The sequence below is a fragment of the Pseudomonas machongensis genome, from assembly GCF_034961125.1.
Taxonomy (GTDB): Bacteria; Pseudomonadota; Gammaproteobacteria; order Pseudomonadales; family Pseudomonadaceae; genus Aquipseudomonas; species Aquipseudomonas machongensis.
Genome location: NZ_JAYFUI010000190.1, coordinates 240305 through 261717, shown reverse-complemented (window position 1 = coordinate 261717; position 21413 = coordinate 240305). Strand labels below are relative to the sequence as shown.

General features: G+C 60.8%; 17 protein-coding genes. 11 read left to right on the top strand and 6 right to left on the bottom strand.

Annotation, left to right across the window (positions count from 1 at the left end; translation table 11 throughout):
* Window positions 1–306 precede the first annotated feature (306 nt).
* Both VA602_RS23465 and VA602_RS23460 read left to right on the top strand, forming a co-directional pair.
* Window positions 307–861: a hypothetical protein gene (locus VA602_RS23465; RefSeq protein WP_323454475.1), complete on the top strand. Its 555-nt coding sequence runs from the start codon at window positions 307–309 to the stop codon at window positions 859–861.
* Window positions 862–1107: 246 nt separating this feature from the next.
* Window positions 1108–1974 (top strand): hypothetical protein, encoded by an 867-nt coding sequence (locus VA602_RS23460; RefSeq protein ID WP_323454474.1) that lies wholly within the window; start codon window positions 1108–1110, stop codon window positions 1972–1974.
* On the opposite strand, the gene nfi is transcribed toward VA602_RS23460, so the two are convergent.
* Together nfi and VA602_RS23450 are read right to left on the bottom strand one after the other, a co-directional pair.
* Entirely contained in the window at window positions 1958–2656 is a 699-nt protein-coding gene (gene nfi / locus VA602_RS23455) for a deoxyribonuclease V (protein WP_323454473.1), read from the bottom strand. The genes VA602_RS23460 and nfi overlap by 17 nt on opposite strands.
* A gap of 145 nt (window positions 2657–2801) precedes the next feature.
* Window positions 2802–3155 carry a hypothetical protein gene (locus tag VA602_RS23450; RefSeq protein WP_323454472.1) on the bottom strand — a complete coding sequence of 118 codons (354 nt, stop codon included), beginning with the start codon at window positions 3153–3155 and terminating at the stop codon, window positions 2802–2804.
* Window positions 3156–3486: 331 nt separating this feature from the next.
* Between VA602_RS23450 and VA602_RS23445 the strand changes: the two genes are divergently transcribed.
* Window positions 3487–8352 carry an NAD-glutamate dehydrogenase gene (locus VA602_RS23445; protein ID WP_323454471.1) on the top strand — a complete coding sequence of 1622 codons (4866 nt, stop codon included), beginning with the start codon at window positions 3487–3489 and terminating at the stop codon, window positions 8350–8352.
* A 122-nt stretch (window positions 8353–8474) separates the two neighbouring features.
* Here VA602_RS23445 and ppsR read toward each other — a convergent pair whose 3' ends face one another.
* Complete coding sequence (gene ppsR, locus VA602_RS23440) at window positions 8475–9293, bottom strand: posphoenolpyruvate synthetase regulatory kinase/phosphorylase PpsR (RefSeq protein ID WP_054892475.1); 819 nt, start codon at window positions 9291–9293, stop codon at window positions 8475–8477.
* A gap of 181 nt (window positions 9294–9474) precedes the next feature.
* Here ppsR and ppsA point away from each other — a divergent pair, with 181 nt between their 5' ends.
* The 8 genes from ppsA to VA602_RS23400 all read left to right on the top strand — a co-directional run bounded on the left by ppsA (window position 9475) and on the right by VA602_RS23400 (window position 17627).
* A complete protein-coding gene (gene ppsA / locus VA602_RS23435; protein WP_054892474.1) occupies window positions 9475–11850 on the top strand; it encodes a phosphoenolpyruvate synthase in 2376 nt (791 codons plus the stop codon).
* A 167-nt stretch (window positions 11851–12017) separates the two neighbouring features.
* Window positions 12018–12983, top strand: a complete 966-nt coding sequence (locus tag VA602_RS23430; RefSeq protein ID WP_323454470.1) for an alpha/beta fold hydrolase — start codon at window positions 12018–12020, stop codon at window positions 12981–12983.
* A 122-nt stretch (window positions 12984–13105) separates the two neighbouring features.
* The gene (gene rraA / locus VA602_RS23425; RefSeq protein ID WP_054892472.1) at window positions 13106–13597 is read left to right on the top strand and encodes a ribonuclease E activity regulator RraA; all 492 of its coding nucleotides are present in this window, start codon (window positions 13106–13108) and stop codon (window positions 13595–13597) included.
* Between the two features lie 27 nt (window positions 13598–13624).
* Window positions 13625–14620: a zinc transporter ZntB gene (locus VA602_RS23420; protein WP_054892471.1), complete on the top strand. Its 996-nt coding sequence runs from the start codon at window positions 13625–13627 to the stop codon at window positions 14618–14620.
* A 98-nt stretch (window positions 14621–14718) separates the two neighbouring features.
* Complete coding sequence (locus VA602_RS23415) at window positions 14719–14973, top strand: hypothetical protein (protein WP_054892470.1); 255 nt, start codon at window positions 14719–14721, stop codon at window positions 14971–14973.
* Window positions 14974–14975: 2 nt separating this feature from the next.
* The gene (locus VA602_RS23410; RefSeq protein WP_054892469.1) at window positions 14976–15800 is read left to right on the top strand and encodes a mechanosensitive ion channel family protein; all 825 of its coding nucleotides are present in this window, start codon (window positions 14976–14978) and stop codon (window positions 15798–15800) included.
* Window positions 15801–15911: 111 nt separating this feature from the next.
* On the top strand, window positions 15912–16478 hold the full coding sequence (gene sigX / locus VA602_RS23405; protein WP_065861324.1) for an RNA polymerase sigma factor SigX: 567 nt from the start codon (window positions 15912–15914) through the stop codon (window positions 16476–16478).
* A gap of 111 nt (window positions 16479–16589) precedes the next feature.
* Window positions 16590–17627, top strand: coding sequence for an OmpA family protein (locus VA602_RS23400; RefSeq protein ID WP_054892467.1), 1038 nt, complete (start codon window positions 16590–16592; stop codon window positions 17625–17627).
* Between the two features lie 131 nt (window positions 17628–17758).
* Here the strand turns inward: VA602_RS23400 and VA602_RS23395 are convergent, their stop codons facing one another.
* From VA602_RS23395 to VA602_RS23385, 3 genes are all read right to left on the bottom strand, one after another.
* A complete protein-coding gene (locus VA602_RS23395; protein WP_323454469.1) occupies window positions 17759–19429 on the bottom strand; it encodes a bifunctional protein-serine/threonine kinase/phosphatase in 1671 nt (556 codons plus the stop codon).
* Window positions 19430–19433: 4 nt separating this feature from the next.
* Window positions 19434–20645 (bottom strand): nitrate/nitrite transporter, encoded by a 1212-nt coding sequence (locus VA602_RS23390; protein ID WP_054892465.1) that lies wholly within the window; start codon window positions 20643–20645, stop codon window positions 19434–19436.
* 181 nt (window positions 20646–20826) lie between these two features.
* Complete coding sequence (locus tag VA602_RS23385) at window positions 20827–21402, bottom strand: ANTAR domain-containing response regulator (RefSeq protein WP_323454468.1); 576 nt, start codon at window positions 21400–21402, stop codon at window positions 20827–20829.
* Window positions 21403–21413 lie beyond the last annotated feature (11 nt).

The window sequence follows — 21413 nt, the reverse complement described above, 5'->3', positions numbered from 1 at the left end:
TCAGCGGGCAGTGGACTATCTTGCAGGGGCAAAAGCAACATCGATTGAGTTTTTGCCGAAAGCTACGCGGAATAGTGCAGGACAGATAGAGGCGAACATTACTCAGAGCAGCGCCATTAAGATTCTTGAGTCTAATGGTTATAAAAAGACAATTTCTCAGGATGGCTCAGTTACTGTGTTAACTAATGGAGGGAAGACCTATCGATTCTATCCATCTTCAACGTCCACAGGGCAGCCGTCAGCGTCGTTGACTATAGAAGGGGTGAAAAAAACAACTGCGAAAATCAGGTTTTCAGGAGAGTAGTCGTGACTGTTTTGAACGTTGAAGATAAAGATTTGAATTCTTTTCTTGATAGGCTGTCAGGTGTCATAGATTTTAATAAAGACTTGTCGGCGAATGTTTTCGTTGGTGGTGGATTTCTGTTTTGGTTTTTTGAGAGACCATTGCTCTGCTTTTCTGAAATTTTTTTGGGATTGGTATCGAATAGCCTTTCCAGTTTTAAGTCAGATGTTTTTATAAAGTTTTCAGGTGATGAGCGATTAGGTAACTCTTGTTTTTCCTTCGATGGAAACGATTTAGAGAGAGATGTTCGTTGGTTGAATAAAAGGTTTGAGAATTTTTTTGATGGAGCGGTTGGTTATCCAATAGTTTTATGCGATAGCGCGTGCAAATGGGTTGCCTTCGAAAGCGCACATGAGGAATTTGGCGTTGTTGCTGTGAAAAAATCAGAGCTTCAAGAGGGTTTTTACGAGTACTTAAACTCAAATTTGATCTCGATGGATGAGTTGGCTGAGCTGGCATCCAGTTGCACCGCGGAAGGTATAATCGCAAAGGCTCTGATCTCTTCCTATTCTAACTAGTCGGGCAAAAGCAGCAGGGCGTGCCACTGAAGCGGGCTCCATTTTACTCAACAGCGTAATCTGGTCAAAAGATCCCTTTCAGTTTAGTGGGAATAAGGACTCGGTACCCCAAGGTATCAATTGATGATGTGAAAGTGGCCACCTACAAGCTGGCACCGAAGCGGGGTAGGTGGATAAATTCGAGGCGTGCTCGAACTGTAGCGGTTTACTGAAGGATGCCGATGTGATTACCGGAAGGAAGCTCTGATGATTATCAAAAGAAATGCGATAAGCAACCAGGGCGGATTGTGGACTTTTCGGGGCGTACCCTATACCGGGGGAGCGTTGGAGTTCTCGAATGGTCATGTGGTTGGAGGAGGTATGTATGAAGATGGCCGCTATGTTGATGGCTACCGCAGCGAGTTTATTATTGGGGAGGTGCGTAATAGTATCGAAATGGAGCGAGACTATACGGGGGAGCAGTTTTATTGGGGAGATAGTGTCTACAATGGATTTTCCTATGAGTTCAATGGAGATGTATGTGTCAGCGAGCGCTTGTATGAATATGGCTGGGTGATAGAGGAAGTAACATATTTCCCAGATGGACAGTTGCGGACTGTCGAGATCGGGGAGGATGTTCCACAGAGTTATGAGTGGTTCGAAGGCGGTGGACTGGAAGCGATGACGGTTCACCAGAATAATATTTTCATGTTTTCCTTGAGGTTTTCATTGGAAGGTCTGACGCGGTTGACTCTGTTGGGTGACTATTTTTCTAAACTACCGCAAGTGATCGGGCGCATAAGGTTTCCTGTGTTGCGTGATAAAGCGGAGCTCTCCTCTCTTGAGTATGCGGCCCGGGTTTCACTCATTGGAGATGGTATTGACAAGGCTGTGGTTGATTACATCTTTATGGGGGACAATGAGCGCTGTATCAGAGAGTTAGAGCTGGATGGTGTCAATGGTACACCGGAAATTCTGCAGTGTTTGAAAAATTATCATCAGTTGAGTGTATTGAAAGTTGTGGCCGCTAAGGATTGCGTTGACTGGTGGCGTGAAGGGTGCGTCCAGTTTCAGGTACTTCGTCCCGAATGTGACGTATATTTAAATAATCGGAAGGTTAGTTTGGAAGGGTGATGGGTTGTTTGTTCTGTTCGTAGAATTGCCTTCCATATCGATCTGCAAGCCGGGTCGTTTCTGGTAGTCGATAGTGGCGTGTTGCATTCAATACCCAGTGACAGGCAGTTTCAAGGGAGATTCGGTGGCCGATTGAAACCAACACGGGTTTTACATTTTTTTGAGTCCTGAGCGCGGCCCCGATCAGTTTGTCGCCGTCGAACAGGCCTGATTGGCATCCCCTTTCATTAAGCGGAGGTGAGTATTCACCAATGAAGCGACTTTTTCCGCATCCAATAGTAGGTATGTCATAAAGTACCCCCAAATGCGATGCCAAGCCAAACCGACGAGGGTGAGCTATACCTTGCCCGTCGCAGATGATCAGGTCAGGTCGGTGGGTTATAGCCGATAAGAGCTTTACGATAGAAGGTAGTTCTCTAAACGAAAAAAGACCAGGCACATAGGGAAACGAAGTCGTACCCGACCATGCATGCTCTTCGATGATTTCCAGGCTTTCTGCGTCAACCACAACAATAGAGGCTATGAGTGTATCGTTTTCTTTGTGGTAGGCGACATCAATGCCTGCGATACTAGAAATAGGCCCAAGCTGATCTTGCTTGACTACAAGTTTAGATAGTCGTATCTGTAGATCGATAGCCTCGCTTGGGGTTATATCCCAAGGGTGTTGTATGACTGGCTGCATGTGGACTGTTCTCGCTAAATCAAATGGGTGAGGTTGTCGCGCTGATCGGCAAGTACGCAAAGGCGACCCTTGGGTCGCCTTTGTTGTGTGCGCTGTCGATGCTTGCTTACCCCTGTGCGGGCTAACCCGCAACGGGGGCGCCGTCTCAGATCTCGGAAACGAACGTCCCCGTTCCCTCGAGAATATTGCGCAGCGTCAGCGCCACTTCCTCCAGATCGCTTCCGGCCGACGTAAGCAGGATCTCCAGCGATTCATCACCCCTGAGTGCATCCCGATCCCCCGGTGAAACCTCGATCAGCAGGCGCTCGGCACTCAAGGTCACTCTCAGCCCGTCCAGTGTCGACGGTTCGTCGTCCAGCGTGAGATCGACGGTGTCTTCGTCCGGATAGCGGGTGAGCAGGAACATCTGGCCCTTGTCGCTGTGGCAGCACAGGGTCGCCATGTTGTCTTCCTCGTCATCGCAGGGGGTGGCGAAGAGCAGGGCGGTTTTCAGTTGCATGGGCAGCTCGGTTCAAGGAAATGAAATGCGATTGTGCCAGTCTGGGCCTTGCGCATAAACGCAATGTTACCGCCCTTTGACCGAATATGTCGCAGCGCTGCAAGCCGGGATGACCGCTCAGTCGTTAAGCTGCCCAGTTGATGGACAACCGTAAAGACACAGCCACCGGCAGTCGTCTTTGCAGCTGCCCATCCCTGGAACATGGGCGCGAAGGAAGCGTCCTACGCCTTGGTTTTACCGTCTTCCTGCTACGGGTTGGCTATCGTTGATCCGTACATGGCGCACGTACACGACGCTTCACCTATAACAAAGCCCAAGCGGAGTACCACAGATGGCGTTTTTCACCGCAGCCAGCAAAGCCGACTTCCAGCATCAACTGCAGGCGGCCCTGGCGCAGCACATCAGCGAGCAGTCCCTGCCACAAGTGGCGCTGTTCGCCGAACAGTTCTTCGGCATCATCTCTCTGGACGAACTCACCCAGCGTCGGCTGTCCGACCTGGCCGGCTGCACCCTCTCTGCCTGGCGCACCATCGAGCGCTTCGACCCGAACACTGCGCAAGTGCGGGTCTACAACCCTGACTACGAACGCCATGGTTGGCAGTCCACGCACACCGTGGTCGAAGTCCTGCACCATGACCTGCCGTTCCTGGTCGACTCGGTACGCACCGAACTCAACCGCCGCGGCTACAGCATCCACACCCTGCAGACCACCGTGCTCAGCGCCCGCCGCGGGCCGAAGGGCGAGCTGCTCGAACTGCTGCCCAAGGGCACCCAGGGTGAAGGCGTCAGCCACGAGTCGCTGATGTACCTGGAGATCGACCGCTGCGCCAATGCCGCCGAGCTGACCAGCCTGACCCGCGAGCTGGAGCTGGTACTGGCCGATGTGCGCGTCGTCGTCGCCGACTTCGACCCGATGAAGGCCAAGGTCCGCGACCTGCTGGCGCTGGTGGGCGAAAACGCCTTCGGCCCGGCGCAGAACGACAAGGCCGAGGTGCAGAGCTTCCTCACCTGGCTGCTGGACAACCACTTCACCTTCCTCGGCTACGAAGAGTTCGTGGTCGAGTCCGACGCTGCCGGCGGCAGCCTGGTCTACGACGAATCGTCCTTCCTCGGCCTGCCGCGCGTGCTGCGCAGCGGCCTGAGCAATGAAGACCTGCGCATCGAGGACTACGCCGTCAGTTACCTGCGCGAGCCGCGGCTGCTGTCGTTCGCCAAGGCTTCGCAACCAAGCCGCGTGCACCGTCCGGCCTACCCGGACTACGTGTCGATCCGCCAGATCGATGCCGATGGCAAGGTCATCAAGGAATGCCGCTTCATGGGCCTGTACACCTCGACGGTGTACGGCGAAAGCGTGTACACCATCCCGTACATCCGCGGGAAAGTCGCCGAGATCGAGCGCCGCTCGCACTTCGACCCCAAGGCGCACCTGGGCAAGGAACTCACGCAGGTGCTCGAAGTGCTGCCGCGCGACGACCTGTTCCAGACCCCGATCGACGAGCTGTTCAACACCGCCATGTCGATCGTGCAGATCCAGGAACGCAACAAGATCCGCGTGTTCCTGCGCAAGGACCCGTACGGCCGCTTCTGCTACTGCCTGGCCTACGTGCCGCGTGAAATCTATTCCACCGAAGTGCGCCAGAAGATCCAGCAGGTGCTGATGGAGCGCCTGAAGGCTACCGATTGCGAGTTCTGGACCTTCTTCTCCGAGTCGGTGCTGGCGCGTGTGCAATTGATCCTGCGAGTCGACCCGAAGAACCGCATCGACATCGACCCGCAGCAGCTGGAAAACGAAGTGATCCAGGCCTGCCGCTCGTGGCAGGACGACTTCTCGGCGCTGGTGGTGGAGAACTTCGGCGAAGCCCAGGGCACCAACATCCTCGCCGACTTCCCCAAGGGCTTCCCGGCGGGTTACCGCGAGCGCTTCGCTGCGCATTCGGCGGTGGTGGACATGCAGCATGTGCTGGCATTGTCCGAAGCCAAGCCGCTGGCCATGAGCTTCTACCAGCCACTCACCCAACTGGGCGAGCGCCAGCTGCACTGCAAGCTGTACCACGCCGACACGCCGCTGGCGCTGTCCGACGTGCTGCCGATCCTGGAGAACCTCGGCCTGCGCGTGCTGGGTGAATTCCCGTACCGCCTGCGCCATGCCAACGGTCGCGAGTTCTGGATCCATGACTTCGCCTTCACCTACAGCGAAGGCCTGAACCTGGACCTGCAACAGCTCAACGACACCCTGCAGGATGCGTTCATCCACATCGTCAAGGGCGACGCCGAGAACGACGCCTTCAACCGCCTGGTGCTCACCGCCGGCCTGCCATGGCGCGATGTGGCGCTGCTGCGCGCCTACGCCCGCTACATGAAGCAGATCCGCCTGGGCTTCGATCTGGGCTACATCGCCAGCACCCTGAACAACCACACTGACATCGCCCGCGAACTGACCCGGTTGTTCAAGACCCGCTTCTACCTCGCGCGCAAGCTCGGCCAGGATGACCTGGACGACAAGCAGCAGCGCCTGGAGCAGGCGATCCTCACCGCCCTGGACGACGTCCAGGTGCTCAACGAGGACCGCATCCTGCGTCGCTACCTGGATCTGATCAAGGCCACCCTGCGCACCAACTTCTACCAGCCCGACGCCGCTGGCCAGAGCAAGTCGTACTTCAGCTTCAAGTTCAACCCGCGCCTGATTCCCGAGCTGCCCAAGCCGGTGCCGAAATTCGAGATCTTCGTCTATTCGCCACGGGTCGAGGGCGTGCACCTGCGCTTTGGCAACGTCGCCCGCGGCGGCCTGCGCTGGTCGGACCGCGAGGAAGACTACCGCACCGAAGTGCTGGGCCTGGTCAAGGCGCAGCAGGTGAAGAACTCGGTGATCGTGCCGGTCGGCGCCAAGGGTGGCTTCCTGCCGCGTCGCCTGCCACTGGGCGGCGGCCGCGACGAGATCGCCGCCGAGGGTATCGCCTGCTACCGCATCTTCATCAGTGGCCTGCTCGACATCACCGACAACCTCAAGGACGGGGGCGTGGTGCCGCCGGCCAACGTGGTGCGTCATGACGACGACGACCCCTACCTGGTGGTGGCGGCAGACAAGGGCACCGCGACCTTCTCCGACATCGCCAACGGCATCGCCAACGACTACGGCTTCTGGCTCGGCGATGCCTTCGCCTCCGGTGGTTCGGCTGGCTACGACCACAAAGGCATGGGCATCACTGCCCGCGGCGCCTGGGTGGGCGTGCAGCGCCACTTCCGTGAGCGCGGCATCAACGTGCAGGAAGACCCGATCACCGTGGTCGGCATCGGCGACATGGCCGGCGACGTGTTCGGCAACGGCCTGCTGATGTCCGACAAGCTGCAACTGGTAGCTGCATTCAACCACCTGCACATCTTCGTCGACCCGAATCCGGACCCGGCCACCAGCTTCGCCGAGCGCAAGCGCCTGTTCGAGCTGCCGCGTTCGGCCTGGACCGACTACAACAGCGCGATCATGTCCGAAGGCGGCGGGATCTTCCCGCGTAGCGCCAAGAGCATCGCCATCAGCCCGCAGATGAAGGAACGCTTCGCCATCGAAGCCGACCGCCTGACCCCGACCGAGCTGCTGCACGCACTGCTGCAGGCGCCGGTCGACCTGCTGTGGAATGGCGGTATCGGCACCTACGTCAAGGCCAGCAGCGAAAGCCACGCCGATGTCGGCGACAAGGCCAACGACGCGCTGCGCGTCAACGGTAACGAGCTGCGCTGCAAGGTGGTGGGCGAGGGCGGCAACCTGGGCATGACCCAGCTCGGTCGCGTCGAGTTCGGCCTGCATGGCGGCGCCACCAACACCGACTTCATCGACAACGCCGGTGGCGTGGACTGCTCCGACCACGAGGTCAACATCAAGATCCTGCTCAACGAAGTGGTGCAGGCTGGCGACATGACCGAGAAGCAGCGCAACCAGCTGCTGGGCAGCATGACCGAGGAAGTCTCCTCGCTGGTGCTCGGCAACAACTACAAGCAGACCCAGGCCCTGTCGCTGGCGGCCCGCCGCGCCCGCGAGCGGATCGCCGAGTACAAGCGCCTGATGGCCGACCTTGAATCGCGGGGCAAGCTGGACCGCGCCATCGAGTTCCTGCCGACCGAAGAGCAACTGGCCGAACGCCTGGCGGCTGGCCAGGGCCTGACCCGTGCCGAGCTGTCGGTGCTGATCTCGTACAGCAAGATCGATCTCAAGGAGCAACTGCTCAAGTCGCTGGTGCCGGACGACGACTACCTGACCCGTGACATGGAGACGGCGTTCCCGCCGTCACTGGTCAGCAAGTTCGCCGAGGCCATGCGCCGTCACCGCCTCAAGCGCGAGATCGTCAGCAACCAGATCGCCAACGACCTGGTCAACAACATGGGCATCACCTTCGTGCAGCGCCTGAAGGAGTCCACCGGCATGAGCCCGGCCAACGTTGCCGGTGCGTATGTGATCGTGCGCGACATCTTCCACCTGCCGCACTGGTTCCGTCAGATCGAGGCGCTGGACTACCAGGTGCCGGCCGAGATCCAGCTGACCCTGATGGACGAGCTGATGCGCCTGGGGCGTCGTGCCACCCGCTGGTTCCTGCGCAGCCGTCGCAATGAGCAGGATGCCGGTCGTGACGCTGCCCATTTCGGGCCGAAGATCGCGCAATTGGGGCTCAAGCTCGACGAACTGCTGGAAGGGCCGACCCGCGAACGCTGGCAGGCGCGCTACCAGGGCTTCGTCGAAGCCGGGGTGCCGGAGTTGCTGGCGCGTATGGTGGCAGGCACTACTCACCTGTACACCCTGCTGCCGATCATCGAAGCTTCGGATGTCACCGGTCACGATCCGGCGCAGGTGGCCAAGGCGTTCTTCGCCGTGGGCAGCGCGCTCGACCTGACCTGGTACCTGCAGGAAATCAGCAACCTGCCGGTGGAGAACAACTGGCAGGCGCTGGCCCGCGAAGCGTTCCGCGACGACATCGACCTGCAGCAGCGCGCGATCACCATTTCCGTGTTGCAGATGGCCGATGCACCGGACGACATGGACGCCCGCGTGGCCCTTTGGGCCGAGCAGCACCGGGTGATGGTCGAGCGCTGGCGCGCCATGCTCGACGACCTGCGCAACGCCACAGGCACCGACTATGCGATGTACGCGGTGGCCAACCGCGAGCTGGTCGACCTGGCGCTGAGTGGGCAGTCGGTGGTGATTCCATCCTGACCTTGGCCCTGAAATGAAAAAGCCCCGGCAGCAATGCCGGGGCTTTTTTGTCTGTCTCTGGCGGCCCTATGGGAGCGGCGGTTCGCCGCTGCGACTTGCCCGCGAAAAGGCCGCCGCCGATCTTACTTGAACCGCCGCTCCACGCCTTTCTCCACGAGAATCTTCGCCGAAATCTCTTCCACCGAAAAATGCGTGGAGTTGATGTTGGGAATGTTCTCCCGGCGGAACAGGTTCTCCACCTCGCGCACTTCGAATTCGCACTGGGCAAAGCTCGAATAGCGGCTGTTGGGTTTGCGTTCGTGGCGAATGGCGGTCAGGCGGTCGGGGTCGATGGTCAGGCCGAACAGTTTGTTGTGGTGCTTTTTCAGCACCGCTGGCAACTGCAGGCGCTCCATGTCGTCTTCGGTCAGCGGGTAGTTGGCGGCGCGGATGCCGAACTGCATGGCCATGTACAGGCAGGTTGGTGTCTTGCCGCAGCGCGACACGCCCACCAGGATCAGGTCGGCCTTGTCGTAGTAATGGGTGCGCGCACCATCGTCGTTGTCCAGGGCGAAGTTGACCGCCTCGATGCGCTCCATGTAGTTGGAATTGCCACCGATCGAGTGTGATTTGCCCACGGAATACGACGAATGGGCGGTCAATTCCTGCTCGAGCGGGGATAAAAACGTCGAAAAGATGTCGATCATGAAGCCATTGGACGTAGCCATGACCTCGCGGATGTCCTGGTTGACGATGGTATCGAAGATAATGGGGCGCACACCGTCGCGCTCGGCCGCGGCATTGATCTGCTGGACCATGGCGCGCGCCTTGTCCAGCGTATCGATGTAGGGGCGGGTGAATTTGGCGAAGGGAATGCTTTCGAACTGCGCCAGCAGGCTTTGGCCCAGTGTTTCGGCCGTGATGCCGGTACCGTCGGAGATGAAGAACGCGGATCGTTTCATTTGCACCTGAGGCCTTAAGCTGCCGAATGTTTCTGGATATGATAGGTTCGGTTTGCCGAACGCGGTCGTTCGGCATTCTCACTTATTTTCCAGGTCCAGGCCACAAGCGTCCCGGCCCAGCCGCAGAGTCGACAGGCGGGCGCCCTTGAGCTTTTCCAATACAGTTAGTGGAGAGATCACCTTGGTAGAGTACGTAGTTTCCCTCGATAAGCTCGGCGTCCATGATGTGGAGCATGTGGGGGGCAAGAACGCATCCCTGGGCGAGATGATCAGTAATCTTGCCGGTGCCGGCGTATCGGTGCCGGGCGGCTTTGCCACTACGGCTCAGGCGTATCGCGACTTTCTCGAACAAAGTGGCCTGAACGACCGCATCCATGCCGCGCTCGACGCGCTGGATGTCGACGATGTCAACGCCTTGGCCAAGACCGGCGCGCAGATTCGCCAGTGGGTGATGGAGGCCGATTTCCCGGCACGTCTGGACGCCGAAATCCGCACTGCCTTCGCCGAAATGGCTGCCGGCAACGACAACATGGCCGTGGCCGTGCGCTCTTCGGCGACCGCCGAAGACTTGCCGGACGCTTCGTTCGCCGGCCAGCAGGAAACCTTCCTCAATATCCGTGGCGTCGACAACGTGATCCGCGCGGCCAAGGAAGTGTTCGCCTCGCTGTTCAACGACCGCGCCATTTCCTACCGCGTGCACCAGGGCTTCGACCATAAGCTGGTCGCCTTGTCGGCCGGCGTGCAGCGCATGGTGCGTTCGGAAACCGGCACCGCTGGCGTCATGTTCACCCTCGACACCGAGTCGGGCTTCCGCGATGTGGTGTTCATCACCGGCGCCTACGGCCTGGGCGAAACCGTCGTGCAGGGTGCGGTCAACCCTGACGAATTCTACGTGCACAAGAACACCCTGCAGGCAGGCCGCCCGGCCATCCTGCGCCGCAACCTGGGCAGCAAGGCGATCAAGATGGTCTACGGCGACGAAGCCAAGGCCGGTCGTTCGGTCAAGACTGTCGAGGTCGACCGTGCCGAGCGTGCGCGCTTCTGCCTGAGCGACGCCGAGGTCAACGAACTCGCCAAGCAGGCGATGATCATCGAGCAGCACTACCAGCGCCCGATGGACATCGAATGGGCCAAGGACGGTGACGACGGCAAGCTGTACATCGTGCAGGCTCGCCCCGAGACCGTGAAGAGCCGCGCCAGCGCCAATGTCATGGAGCGCTACCTGCTTAAAGAGAAGGGCACGGTACTGGTCGAAGGCCGCGCCATCGGCCAGCGTATCGGCGCCGGCAAGGTCCGCGTGATCCACGATGTGTCCGAGATGGACAAGGTGCAGCCAGGTGACGTACTGGTTTCCGACATGACCGACCCGGACTGGGAACCGGTCATGAAGCGCGCCAGCGCCATCGTCACCAACCGTGGCGGACGCACTTGCCACGCCGCGATCATCGCCCGTGAGCTGGGTATCCCGGCCGTGGTCGGTTGCGGCAACGCCACCCAGGTGTTGAAAGATGGCCAGGGCGTGACCGTATCCTGCGCCGAAGGCGACACCGGCTTCATCTTCGAGGGCGAGCTGGGCTTCGACGTCAAGCAGAACTCGGTGGATGCCATGCCGGAGCTGCCGTTCAAGATCATGATGAACGTCGGCAACCCCGACCGCGCCTTCGATTTCGCCCAACTGCCCAATGCGGGCGTAGGCCTGGCGCGCCTGGAGTTCATCATCAACCGCATGATCGGCGTGCACCCCAAGGCACTGCTCAACTACGCCGGCCTGCCGCCTGAGCTGAAAGAGAGCGTCGACAAGCGCATCGCTGGCTACAGCGATCCGGTGGGCTTCTATGTCGAGAAGCTGGTCGAGGGCATCAGCACCCTGGCCGCAGCCTTCTACCCGAAAAAGGTGATCGTGCGCCTGTCGGACTTCAAGTCCAACGAGTACGCCAACCTGATCGGCGGCAAGCTCTATGAGCCGGAAGAAGAAAACCCGATGCTGGGCTTCCGCGGTGCCTCGCGCTATATCAGCGAGTCGTTCCGTGACTGCTTCGAACTCGAGTGCCGCGCCCTCAAGCGCGTGCGCAACGAGATGGGCCTGACCAACGTCGAGATCATGGTGCCGTTCGTGCGCACCCTGGGCGAAGCCAGCCAGGTCGTCGACCTGCTCGCCGAGAATGGCCTGGCCCGTGGCGACAATGGCCTGCGCGTGATCATGATGTGCGAACTGCCGTCCAACGCCATCCTCGCCGAAGAGTTCCTGGAATACTTCGACGGCTTCTCGATCGGCTCCAACGACCTGACCCAGCTTACCCTGGGCCTGGACCGCGACTCGGGGATCATCGCCCACCTGTTCGACGAGCGAAATCCTGCGGTCAAGAAGCTGCTGGCCAATGCCATCGCCGCGTGCAACAAGGCCGGCAAGTACATCGGCATCTGCGGCCAGGGCCCATCGGACCACCCTGACCTCGCCAAGTGGCTGATGGAGCAGGGCATCGAGAGCGTCTCGCTGAACCCGGACTCGGTACTCGAGACCTGGTTCTTCCTGGCCGAAGGTCAGGGCGCCGCTTGATGTAACCGGCGCGGGGCGCGTCCTGACGCGCTCCCCGTTTCTGCCTTTTCGCGGGCAAACCCGCTGCCACCGAGCCCTGTGGCAGCGGGTTTGCCCGCGAATGCGCTGCAGCCCAGGTTCAGCGTGGCAGTTCCCCATCCTGTTTTCCCTTTTCATTCTGTGAATCCATGCAAAGCAGCAGCACCCTTTTTCCCGTGGCCCTGCTCAGTGCCGAGCGCCGCGGCGACCTCTGTGAAGACGTTTACCGGATCAAGGCGGGCAACAGCCCCGACGCCAGTGTCGAACTGGCCCTGACCCGTCTCGGGCTTGCCGATCAGCATTCCACCCCCGGGGTGCCGGTGATTCTCCTGCACGGCAGTTTCTCCAATCGTCGTTTCTGGTACTCGCCCAAGGGCATTGGCCTGGGTGCTTTCCTCGCACGTGCCGGTTTCGACGTGTGGATTCCGGAAATGCGCGGGCATGGCCTGTCGCCGCGCAATCGCCAGTGGCGACAGAACACCGTGGCCGACTACGCGCGTTTCGACCTGCCGGTGATCGGCGCCTTCGTCCAGGAAATGGCCGGCCAGGCGCCGCACTGGATTGGCCATTCGCTGGGCGGCACCACCTTGGCGGCCGCACTGGGTGGCGGCTACCTGGACAGCGCCTGCGTGGCCAGCGTGGCGTTGTTCGGCACCCAGGTCAGCCGGGTCTACTGGCCGTTGAAAGTGCCGCCGGTGGCGTGGGGGGCGCGCTTGCTGGTCAAGCGTTTTGCCCAGCTCTCCGGCCCCAGGTTGAAGCGTGGGCCGGAGGACGAGCCGATCGGGCTGGCCCTGGAAAGCTTGCGTTGGCATGGCCTGTTCGGCCGTTTCGGGGTCAAGGACCGAGACTGGTGGGCGGGGCTGGCGCAGATGGATGTACCGCTGCTGGCAGTCGCGGGTGCAGCGGATTTCCAGGATCCGGTGTGGGCCTGTCGCAAGCTGTTCGAGCAGTGGGGCGATGAGCGCAAGCAGTTCCTGCGTCTGGGGCGTGAAGAAGGCTTCGAGGCCTTCGGGCATGTCGACATGCTGGTGAGCAAGGCGGCGCAGACGCAGGTGTGGCCGCTGGTGGCGCGCTGGTTGAGCGACGTTCAGGCGCCGCCCGTCACAATTGAGTAAGCAGGTCATTCGCGGGCAAGTCGTAGCGCCGAACTGACTGCCTGGTCCCGGATGACTGCAACGGCCTTCAGGGTGTAGCCTTGCCCGATACCCGCTTTCGTTGTGACTGACAGGAGCTTCCCATGCAGCATTACGTAACGCCCGACCTGTGCGACGCCTACCCGGACCTGGTCCAGGTGCTGGAGCCGATGTTCAGCAATTTTGGCGGCCGCGATTCCTTCGGCGGCCAGATCGTCACCATCAAGTGCTTCGAGGACAACTCCCTGGTCAAGGAGCAGGTCGAGCTCGACGGCAAGGGCAAGGTCCTGGTGGTCGATGGCGGCGGATCGCTGCGCCGGGCGCTGCTGGGCGACATGCTCGCGGAAAAAGCGGCGAAGAATGGCTGGGAAGGCCTGGTGATCTACGGCTGTGTGCGTGACGTGGATGTGCTGGTGCAGACCGATGTCGGCGTGCAGGCCCTGGCCAGCCATCCGATGAAGACCGACAAGCGCGGCATTGGCGACCTCGACGTCGTGGTCAGCTTTGCCGGCGTCACTTTTCGCCCCGGCGAATACATCTACGCCGACAACAATGGCGTGATCGTCTCGCCAAGCCCCCTGAAAATGCCGGAGTGATGCGCCGCGCGCGCTGATGGAGCATTGATGTTCGAGGAAGACAACGCGCAGTGGGGGCTGGTCCATGCCCTGGTGCTCGACGGCAAGGGAGGCGCGCGCGCCATTGCCCGTACCGAGTTGGACAACCTGCAATTGCAGGCGCAAGAGAGCCTGTGGTTGCACTGGGACCGCAGTCATCCGCAAACCCGCACCTGGCTGCTGCACGACAGCGGCCTAAGCGAGTTCGCCTGCGACCTGCTGCTCGAGGAGAACACTCGCCCACGCCTGCTGCCGTTGGCCAACGAGCAGTTGCTGCTGTTTCTGCGCGGGGTCAACCTCAACCCTGGCGCAGAGCCGGAAGACATGGTCTCGGTGCGCATCTTCGCCGAAGCGCAGCGCGTCATTTCGTTGCGGCTGCGGCCTTTGCGCGCGAGCGATGAAGTCTTGCAGCAACTGGATGAGGGCAGGGGGCCGAAATCGGCCTCCGAATTGCTGCTGCTGATGGGTGAACTGTTGACCGAAAAGGTCCAGGCACTGGTCAGCGACCTGTCCGAAGCGGTCGATCTCGAGGAAGAAAAGGTAGAATCCGACGAACGGTATAGCCCGGCCCAGGGCAACCTGCAGCAGATTCGTCGTCGTGCCGCCGGCCTGCGTCGCTTCCTGGCGCCGCAGCGTGACATCTATGCTCAGCTTTCGCGCAACAAGTGGAGCTGGTTCGCCGACGCCGATGCCGATTACTGGAACGAGCTGAACAACAGCCTGATCCGTTATCTCGAGGAGCTGGAACTGGCCCGAGAGCGCGCTGCGCTGGTGCTGGAAGGCGAGGACCGGCGGCGCAGCGAGCGGATGAACCGGACCATGTACCGCTTCGGCATCATCACCTGCATCTTCCTGCCGATGAGCTTCATCACCGGCCTGCTCGGCATCAATGTCGGTGGTATTCCAGGGGCCGAGAACCCCTATGGCTTCCTGTTCGCCTGCCTGGTGGTGTTGGGGCTGGCCGCAGGGCAATGGTGGTTGTTGCGCAAGTTGCGCTGGGTCTGAGCGACGATCACGTATGTATTTTGAAACATTCGTCCCACATCGCTGTGTGACCCGTTGGCCAGAGCTCTCGTCTTTGACTGACATCACGCGAGGTGCCCATGCACGATCCGTTTGAAGAATCCCTGCGCGACCTGCTCAAGGCGTCGCCGTCCGGCCATGACCGAGATGACGATGCCTGCCTGGGGCGCGTGCTCAAAACCGCCAACCGTCAGGTTGGCGCGGGCGATCTGTTCAGCCTGCTGGGCCGCTGGAGCCAGGCGCTGCTGATCGCTGTCAACAATGGCTCGGCGCATGTCGCGCCGGTGCGCCGTACCCCTGCCGCTGGCAGACAGAAAGCTGATAAGGCCGATTGAATATGGAACTCGATCTCTGGACCCAGAGCCTGGTCACCGCCATGACTGCCCTTTGGACCAAGGTGGCGAACTTCATCCCCAACCTGTTCGGCGCGCTGGTCGTGGTGCTGCTCGGTTTCGTGGTGGCCAAGCTGCTCGACACACTGCTGTCCAAGCTGCTCGCCAAGTTCGGCCTCGACCGCCTGATGAGCGGGACCGGGCTGACCAAGATGCTCGGCCGAGTCGGTATCCAGGTGCCGATTTCGACCTTGATCGGCAAGATCGTCTACTGGTTCATCCTGCTGATCTTCCTGGTTTCCGCCGCCGAATCGCTGGGCCTGGAGCGGGTTTCCGCCACCCTCGACATGCTTGCCCTCTACCTGCCCAAAGTATTTGGTGCGGCGCTGGTATTGCTGGCCGGTGTACTGCTGGCGCAACTGGTCAACGGCCTGGTGCGCGGCGCTGCCGAAGGCATCGGCCTGGAATACGCAGCGGGCGTCGGGCGCATTGCCCAGGGGCTGGTCATCATCATCGCGATCTCGGTGGCGATCAGCCAGCTTGAGGTCAAGACCGACCTGCTCAACCATGTGATCGTCATCGGACTGATTACCGTTGGTCTGGCCGTGGCCCTGGCAATGGGCCTGGGCAGCCGGGAAATCGCCGGACAGATCCTTGCCGGGATCTACGTGCGCGAGTTGTATCAGGTTGGCCAGCAGGTGCGGATTGGAGAGGTCGAAGGGCATATCGAAGAGATCGGGACGGTCAAGACGACGCTGCTGACCGATGATGGCGAGTTGGTGTCGCTGTCCAATCGGGTGCTGCTCGAGCAGCGCGTCAATAGCCGCTAACCGCACAAAGCTGTTAATGTATGCCGCCGCAAAAATCGGCCCAAGGGCTGAGCGGCGACATTGACCTGACTGTCGGCCAGATCCGTTTTGAATAAAGTCTATTCGCCGCCCATGCGTTACGACCCCCGCGAGCTCACCGACGAGGAGTTGGTGGCGCGTTCGCATGAGGAGCTGTTTCATGTTACCCGCGCCTATGAGGAACTCATGCGGCGCTACCAGCGGACCCTGTTCAACGTCTGTGCACGTTATCTGGGGAACGATCGGGATGCTGACGATGTCTGTCAGGAGGTCATGCTGAAAGTGTTGTACGGCCTGAAGAATTTCGAGGGCAAATCGAAGTTCAAGACCTGGCTCTACAGCATCACCTACAACGAATGTATCACCCAGTACCGCAAGGAGCGTCGCAAGAGAAGGTTGATGGATGCCCTGAGCCTGGACCCCGTCGAAGAGGCGTCCGAGGACAAGGCTCCGAAACCTGAAGAAAAAGGCGGGCTGGATAAATGGCTGGTGTATGTGAACCCGATCGACCGGGAGATTCTGGTGCTACGTTTTGTCGCAGAGCTGGAGTTTCAGGAGATCGCCGACATCATGCACATGGGCCTGAGCGCCACGAAAATGCGTTACAAGCGTGCGCTCGACAAGCTTCGTGAGAAATTTGCGGACTCGGTTGAAACTTAGTCTTATGCAAATGGCTCAAACGAATCGGCAAGGTCTGCTAGACTTGCCGTCGAGTTGTCCCCCCGGATTTTGGTGGGGCTGCTTAACTATCACCAGATGGGGATTTAACGGATGAAATTGAAAAATACCTTGGGCTTGGCCATTGGTTCGCTCGTAGCCGCCACCTCGATTGGCGCTATGGCACAAGGCCAAGGCGCCGTCGAAACCGAGATCTTCTACAAGAAGGAGTTCTTCGACAGCCAGCGCGACTTCAAGAACGACGGCAACCTGTTCGGCGGCTCGATCGGTTACTTCCTGACCGACGACGTTGAACTGCGTCTGGGCTACGACGAAGTTCACAACGCTCGTGGCGACGACGGCAAGAACATCAAGGGCTCGAACACCGCCCTGGATGCCGTTTACCACTTCAACAACCCGTACGACGCTATCCGTCCGTACGTTTCGGCTGGTTTCTCCCACCAGTCGCTGGGCCAGACCGGCCGTGGCGGTCGTGACCACTCCACCTTCGCCAACCTGGGCGCTGGTGCCAAGTGGTACATCACCGACATGTTCTACGCCCGTGCCGGCGTTGAAGCCCAATACAACATCGACAAAGGTGACACCGAGTGGGCACCGAGCGTCGGCGTTGGCCTGAACTTCGGCGGTAGCCCGAAGCAGTCCGCAGCTCCTGCTCCTGCTCCGGTTGCCGAAGTCTGCACCGACAGCGACAACGACGGCGTCTGCGACAACGTCGACAAGTGCCCTGACACCCCGGCCAACGTTACCGTTGACGCCGACGGCTGCCCGGCTGCCGCTGAAAACGTCCGCGTTGAGCTGGACGTGAAGTTCGACTTCGACAAGTCGGTCGTCAAGCCTAACAGCTACGGCGACATCAAGAACCTGGCTGACTTCATGAAGCAGTACCCACAAACCACCACCGTGGTTGAAGGTCACACTGACTCCGTAGGTCCAGACGCTTACAACCAGAAGCTGTCCGAGCGTCGTGCCAATGCTGTCAAGCAGGTTCTGACCCAGCAGTACGGCATCGAATCCAACCGTGTTGACTCGGTTGGCTACGGTGAGACCCGTCCAGTTGCTGACAACGCCACCGAAGCTGGCCGCGCCGTTAACCGTCGCGTAGAAGCTCAGGTAGAAGCCCAGGCCAAGTAATTGGTTTGAAGCTTCACGAAAAACCCGGCCTCGGCCGGGTTTTTCTTTGCCTGGAATTTGGGAAGCGGGCCTGCATCTCGATGCCCTGCATTTGTAGGAGCGGGCTTGCCCGCGAATGATCCCGCCCAGGCTCACCCTTTAAGCAGGATGTACAGCAGCACCAGGTTCAACACCATCGACAACAGCGCCAAGGTTCGCCAGACCTTCAGCGGCTCGCGCTCCAGCAGGGGACGAGGGCGCATGGCCAACTCCTGGCGGTCACCGCGTTCGAGCAGCAGCAGCCATTGTTCGGCAGTTTCGAAACGTTGTGCAGGGTCCACCGACACGGCTTTTTCCAGGCTGCGCTGCAACCATTCCGGCAGGTCGGGACGATAGCGCGCAGCGTTGACTGGCGCTGCGAAGCGTGGGCGCTGGAACGCCTCGACTTCGCCGTACGGATAGTGCCCGGTCAGCAGGTAGTACAGGGTCACGCCAACGGCATAGAGATCCTGACGGGGTGTCGGCGGCTCACCATCGAAGGCTTCCGGGGCAATGAACGAAGGTGTGCCGGGCAGATCGTGCGGTTGATCCTCTGACAGCCCTGGGCAATACGCCAGGCCGAAATCCAGCAGGCGCAGTTGACCATCTTCACCCAGGTGCAGGTTTTCCGGCTTGATATCGCGGTGCAGCAGGTTGCGCCGGTGCAGCACACCCACCGCCTGCAGCAACTGGCGCGTCAGTTCCAGCCATTGTGGTAGTGGCAAGGGCCCATGCTCGGCGAACAGGCTGGCAAGCGTCTGGCCGGGATATTGGCGCATGAGGTAGTACAGGTGCTGGCGCTGGCTGGCGGCATTCACCTCGGGGAAGTGTCGGCCAGCAACCCGGCGCAGAAACCATTCTTCGAGCAGCAGCCGCTGGGCGGCGCCTTGATCGGTTTCGCGGGCCGGTGGGAGGGTCTTGAGCAACCATGTCTGGCCCTGGGCATCCTTGACCTGGTAGAGCAAGGATTGTCGGCTCTGGGCAAGCAGCCCCTCAACACACCAGCCATCGATGCGCTGGCCCGTACGCAGGGCGGTTGGTATCGGCCATTCCTGCAACTGGGCAAGGGTGTCGCCCAGATTCGCCGAGCCCGGTTGTTCGACCCTGACCAGCAATGCGCTGGCGTTGTCCTGGCTGCCACACAGGTGCGCGGTGGCGACCAGGGTATCGGCGGCCACCTGCAAGTCAGGCTGCTCACGCAGGATCGACAGGATCTGCTGATCGCTCAGGCTTGACCAGACACCATCGCTGAGCAGCACGAAGCACTCGCCTGGCTGCAGTTCACCCTCCCGGTAATCGACCAGCAGGTGTTGGTCCAGACCCAAGGCGCGCTTGAGCACATGATGCATCCCTGGCTGGTCCCAGACATGGTCATCGCTCAGGCACGACAGGCGACCGTCGTGCCAGTGGTAGGCGCGGCAGTCGCCGACATGGGCGAGTGTGAACCGCTTGCCGCGCAGCACCAGGGCGGTCAGCGTGGTCATCAGCGGTTGACCGTTGCCCTGGGCGCGCAGCCAGCGGTTCTGCGCCAGCAGCAGCCGATCCAAGGCCTGGGCCACCCCCCAGGTGGCGGGGGTGGAATAGTAGTCCAGTGCCAAGGCCTGCAGGCTGGCCCTGGCGGCCAGGCCACCATCGGCGCACTGGCTGACGCCGTCGGCGAGGGCGAACAGGTAGCCCTTGCTGGCGGCCAGCTCTGCGGCCGGGGTGACCAGGCGCAGGGCATCCTGGTTTTCCGGGCGCGGGCCGGTGGCGCTGGCCTGGGCGAACGCCAGTTGCAAGCTCATGCGGTCAGACCCGCGCCGCCGTTACGGCAGCCGAACCCCAGGTGGTGCGCCAGCGACGCTTGACCCCGTACAGGCCGAACCAGGCGAGCAACCCCAGGCTGGCGAACAGCCACAGGCCAAGCTGATAGTCGCCGCTGTGCTGCTTGATTGCACCCAGGCCTGCCGCCAGCAGGAAGCCGCCGATACCACCGGCCATGCCGATCAGGCCGGTCATGACCCCGATTTCCTGGCGGAAGCGTTGCGGCACCAATTGGAACACCGCACCGTTGCCAGCGCCCAGGCCAAGCATGGCGCTGACGAACAGGGCCAGGGCTGCCGCGGCGCTGGACAGGTTGAAGCCGACCGCGGCGATGCACACCGCCGCCACACTGTACATCCCGAGCAAGGTGCGGATGCCACCGAAACGGTCGGCGAGGGCACCGCCCAGCGGGCGCATGAGGCTGCCGGCGAATACGCAGGCCGCCGTGTAGTAGCCGGCGGTGATCGGGCTCAGGCCATACTGGTCGCTGAAGTAGCCCGGCAGGGCGCTGGCCAGGCCGATGAAGCCACCGAAGGTGACGCTGTAGAAGAACATGAACCACCAGCTGTCACGGTCACCAAGTGCCTTGAAATAGTCGGCCATCGCCTTGGGCTTGGGGCGCTGTGGGGCATTGCGTGCCAGCAGGGCAAAGGCTACGAGAGTGATCACCAGCGGGATGACGGCGAAACCGAACACGTTGTTCCAGCCGAAACCTGCGGCCAGCACCGGGGCGAGCAGGGCTGCGAACACCGTCCCGGAATTACCCGCACCGGCGATGCCCATGGCCTTGCCCTGGTGCTGAGGTGGATACCACTGCGACGCCAACGGCAGCGACACGGCGAACGAGGCACCTGCAACGCCGAGGAACACGCCCAGCAGCAGCGCCTGTTCGTAACTGTGGATGCCCATGAACCAGGCACAGGCCAGGGCGACGATCACCACGACCTGGCCGATCAGCCCGGCAGTCTTGGGAGACAGTCGGTCGACCAGCATGCCCATGATAAAGCGCAATATGGCACCGGCCAGGATCGGTGTTGCGACCATCAGGCCCCGTTGCTGGGCAGTCAGTTGCAGGTCGGCGGAGATCTGCACCGCCAAGGGGCCGAGCAGGTACCAGACCATGAAGCTCAGGTCGAAGTAGAGAAAGGCAGCAAACAGCGTAGGCACATGCCCGGATTTCCAGAAGCTCGTATTCATTGAACACCTCGCGCGGCTTGCAACGGTTGTCATGCCCTGCCTGCGCAGGGCGCAAATGAAAAAGACGTCGCTACCCAGTCCATCAGCGTGGAGGGGAGAGCGACGTCTTTGTCGGGATGATGTGGCAACCGCCGTTGGCTACCTGAGCTATTGGCTGAGCAAGAGCCGGGCCAACATCGACTCACCCAAGCATCTCGGACATGGCGATGATCTGCTCGGCCACCTGAATCAGCTTCTGCTGACGGCTCATGGCCTGGCGACGCATCAGGGTGTAGGCCTGCTCTTCATTGCAGTCCTTCATCTTCATCAGCAGGCCCTTGGCCTGTTCGATGCGCTTGCGTTCGGCCAGCTGCTGGTCGCGAGCCAGCAGCTGCGCCTTGAGCGCCTGGTCGCTCTCGAAGCGGGCCATGGCCACGTCGAGGATCGGCTGCAGGCGCGCTGCATGGATGCCTTCGACGATGTAGGCGCTGACGCCGGCCTGGATCGCCTGGCGCATCACCCCCGGATCATGCTCGTCGGTGAACAGCACGATGGGCCGTGGCTGGTCGCGACTGACCAGCACCACCTGTTCCATCACATCGCGACCCGGTGACTCGGTATCGATCAGCACGACATCCGGACGCACCGTTTCGACGCAGGTGGGCAGGTCGATGGTCAGCCCCGGCGCCTCGATCACTTCGAAGCCAGTTTCGATCAGAGCAGCCTTGAGGCGACCGACCTTCTTCTCGGTATCATCGATCAGCAGAATACGCAGCATGGTGGCCACCT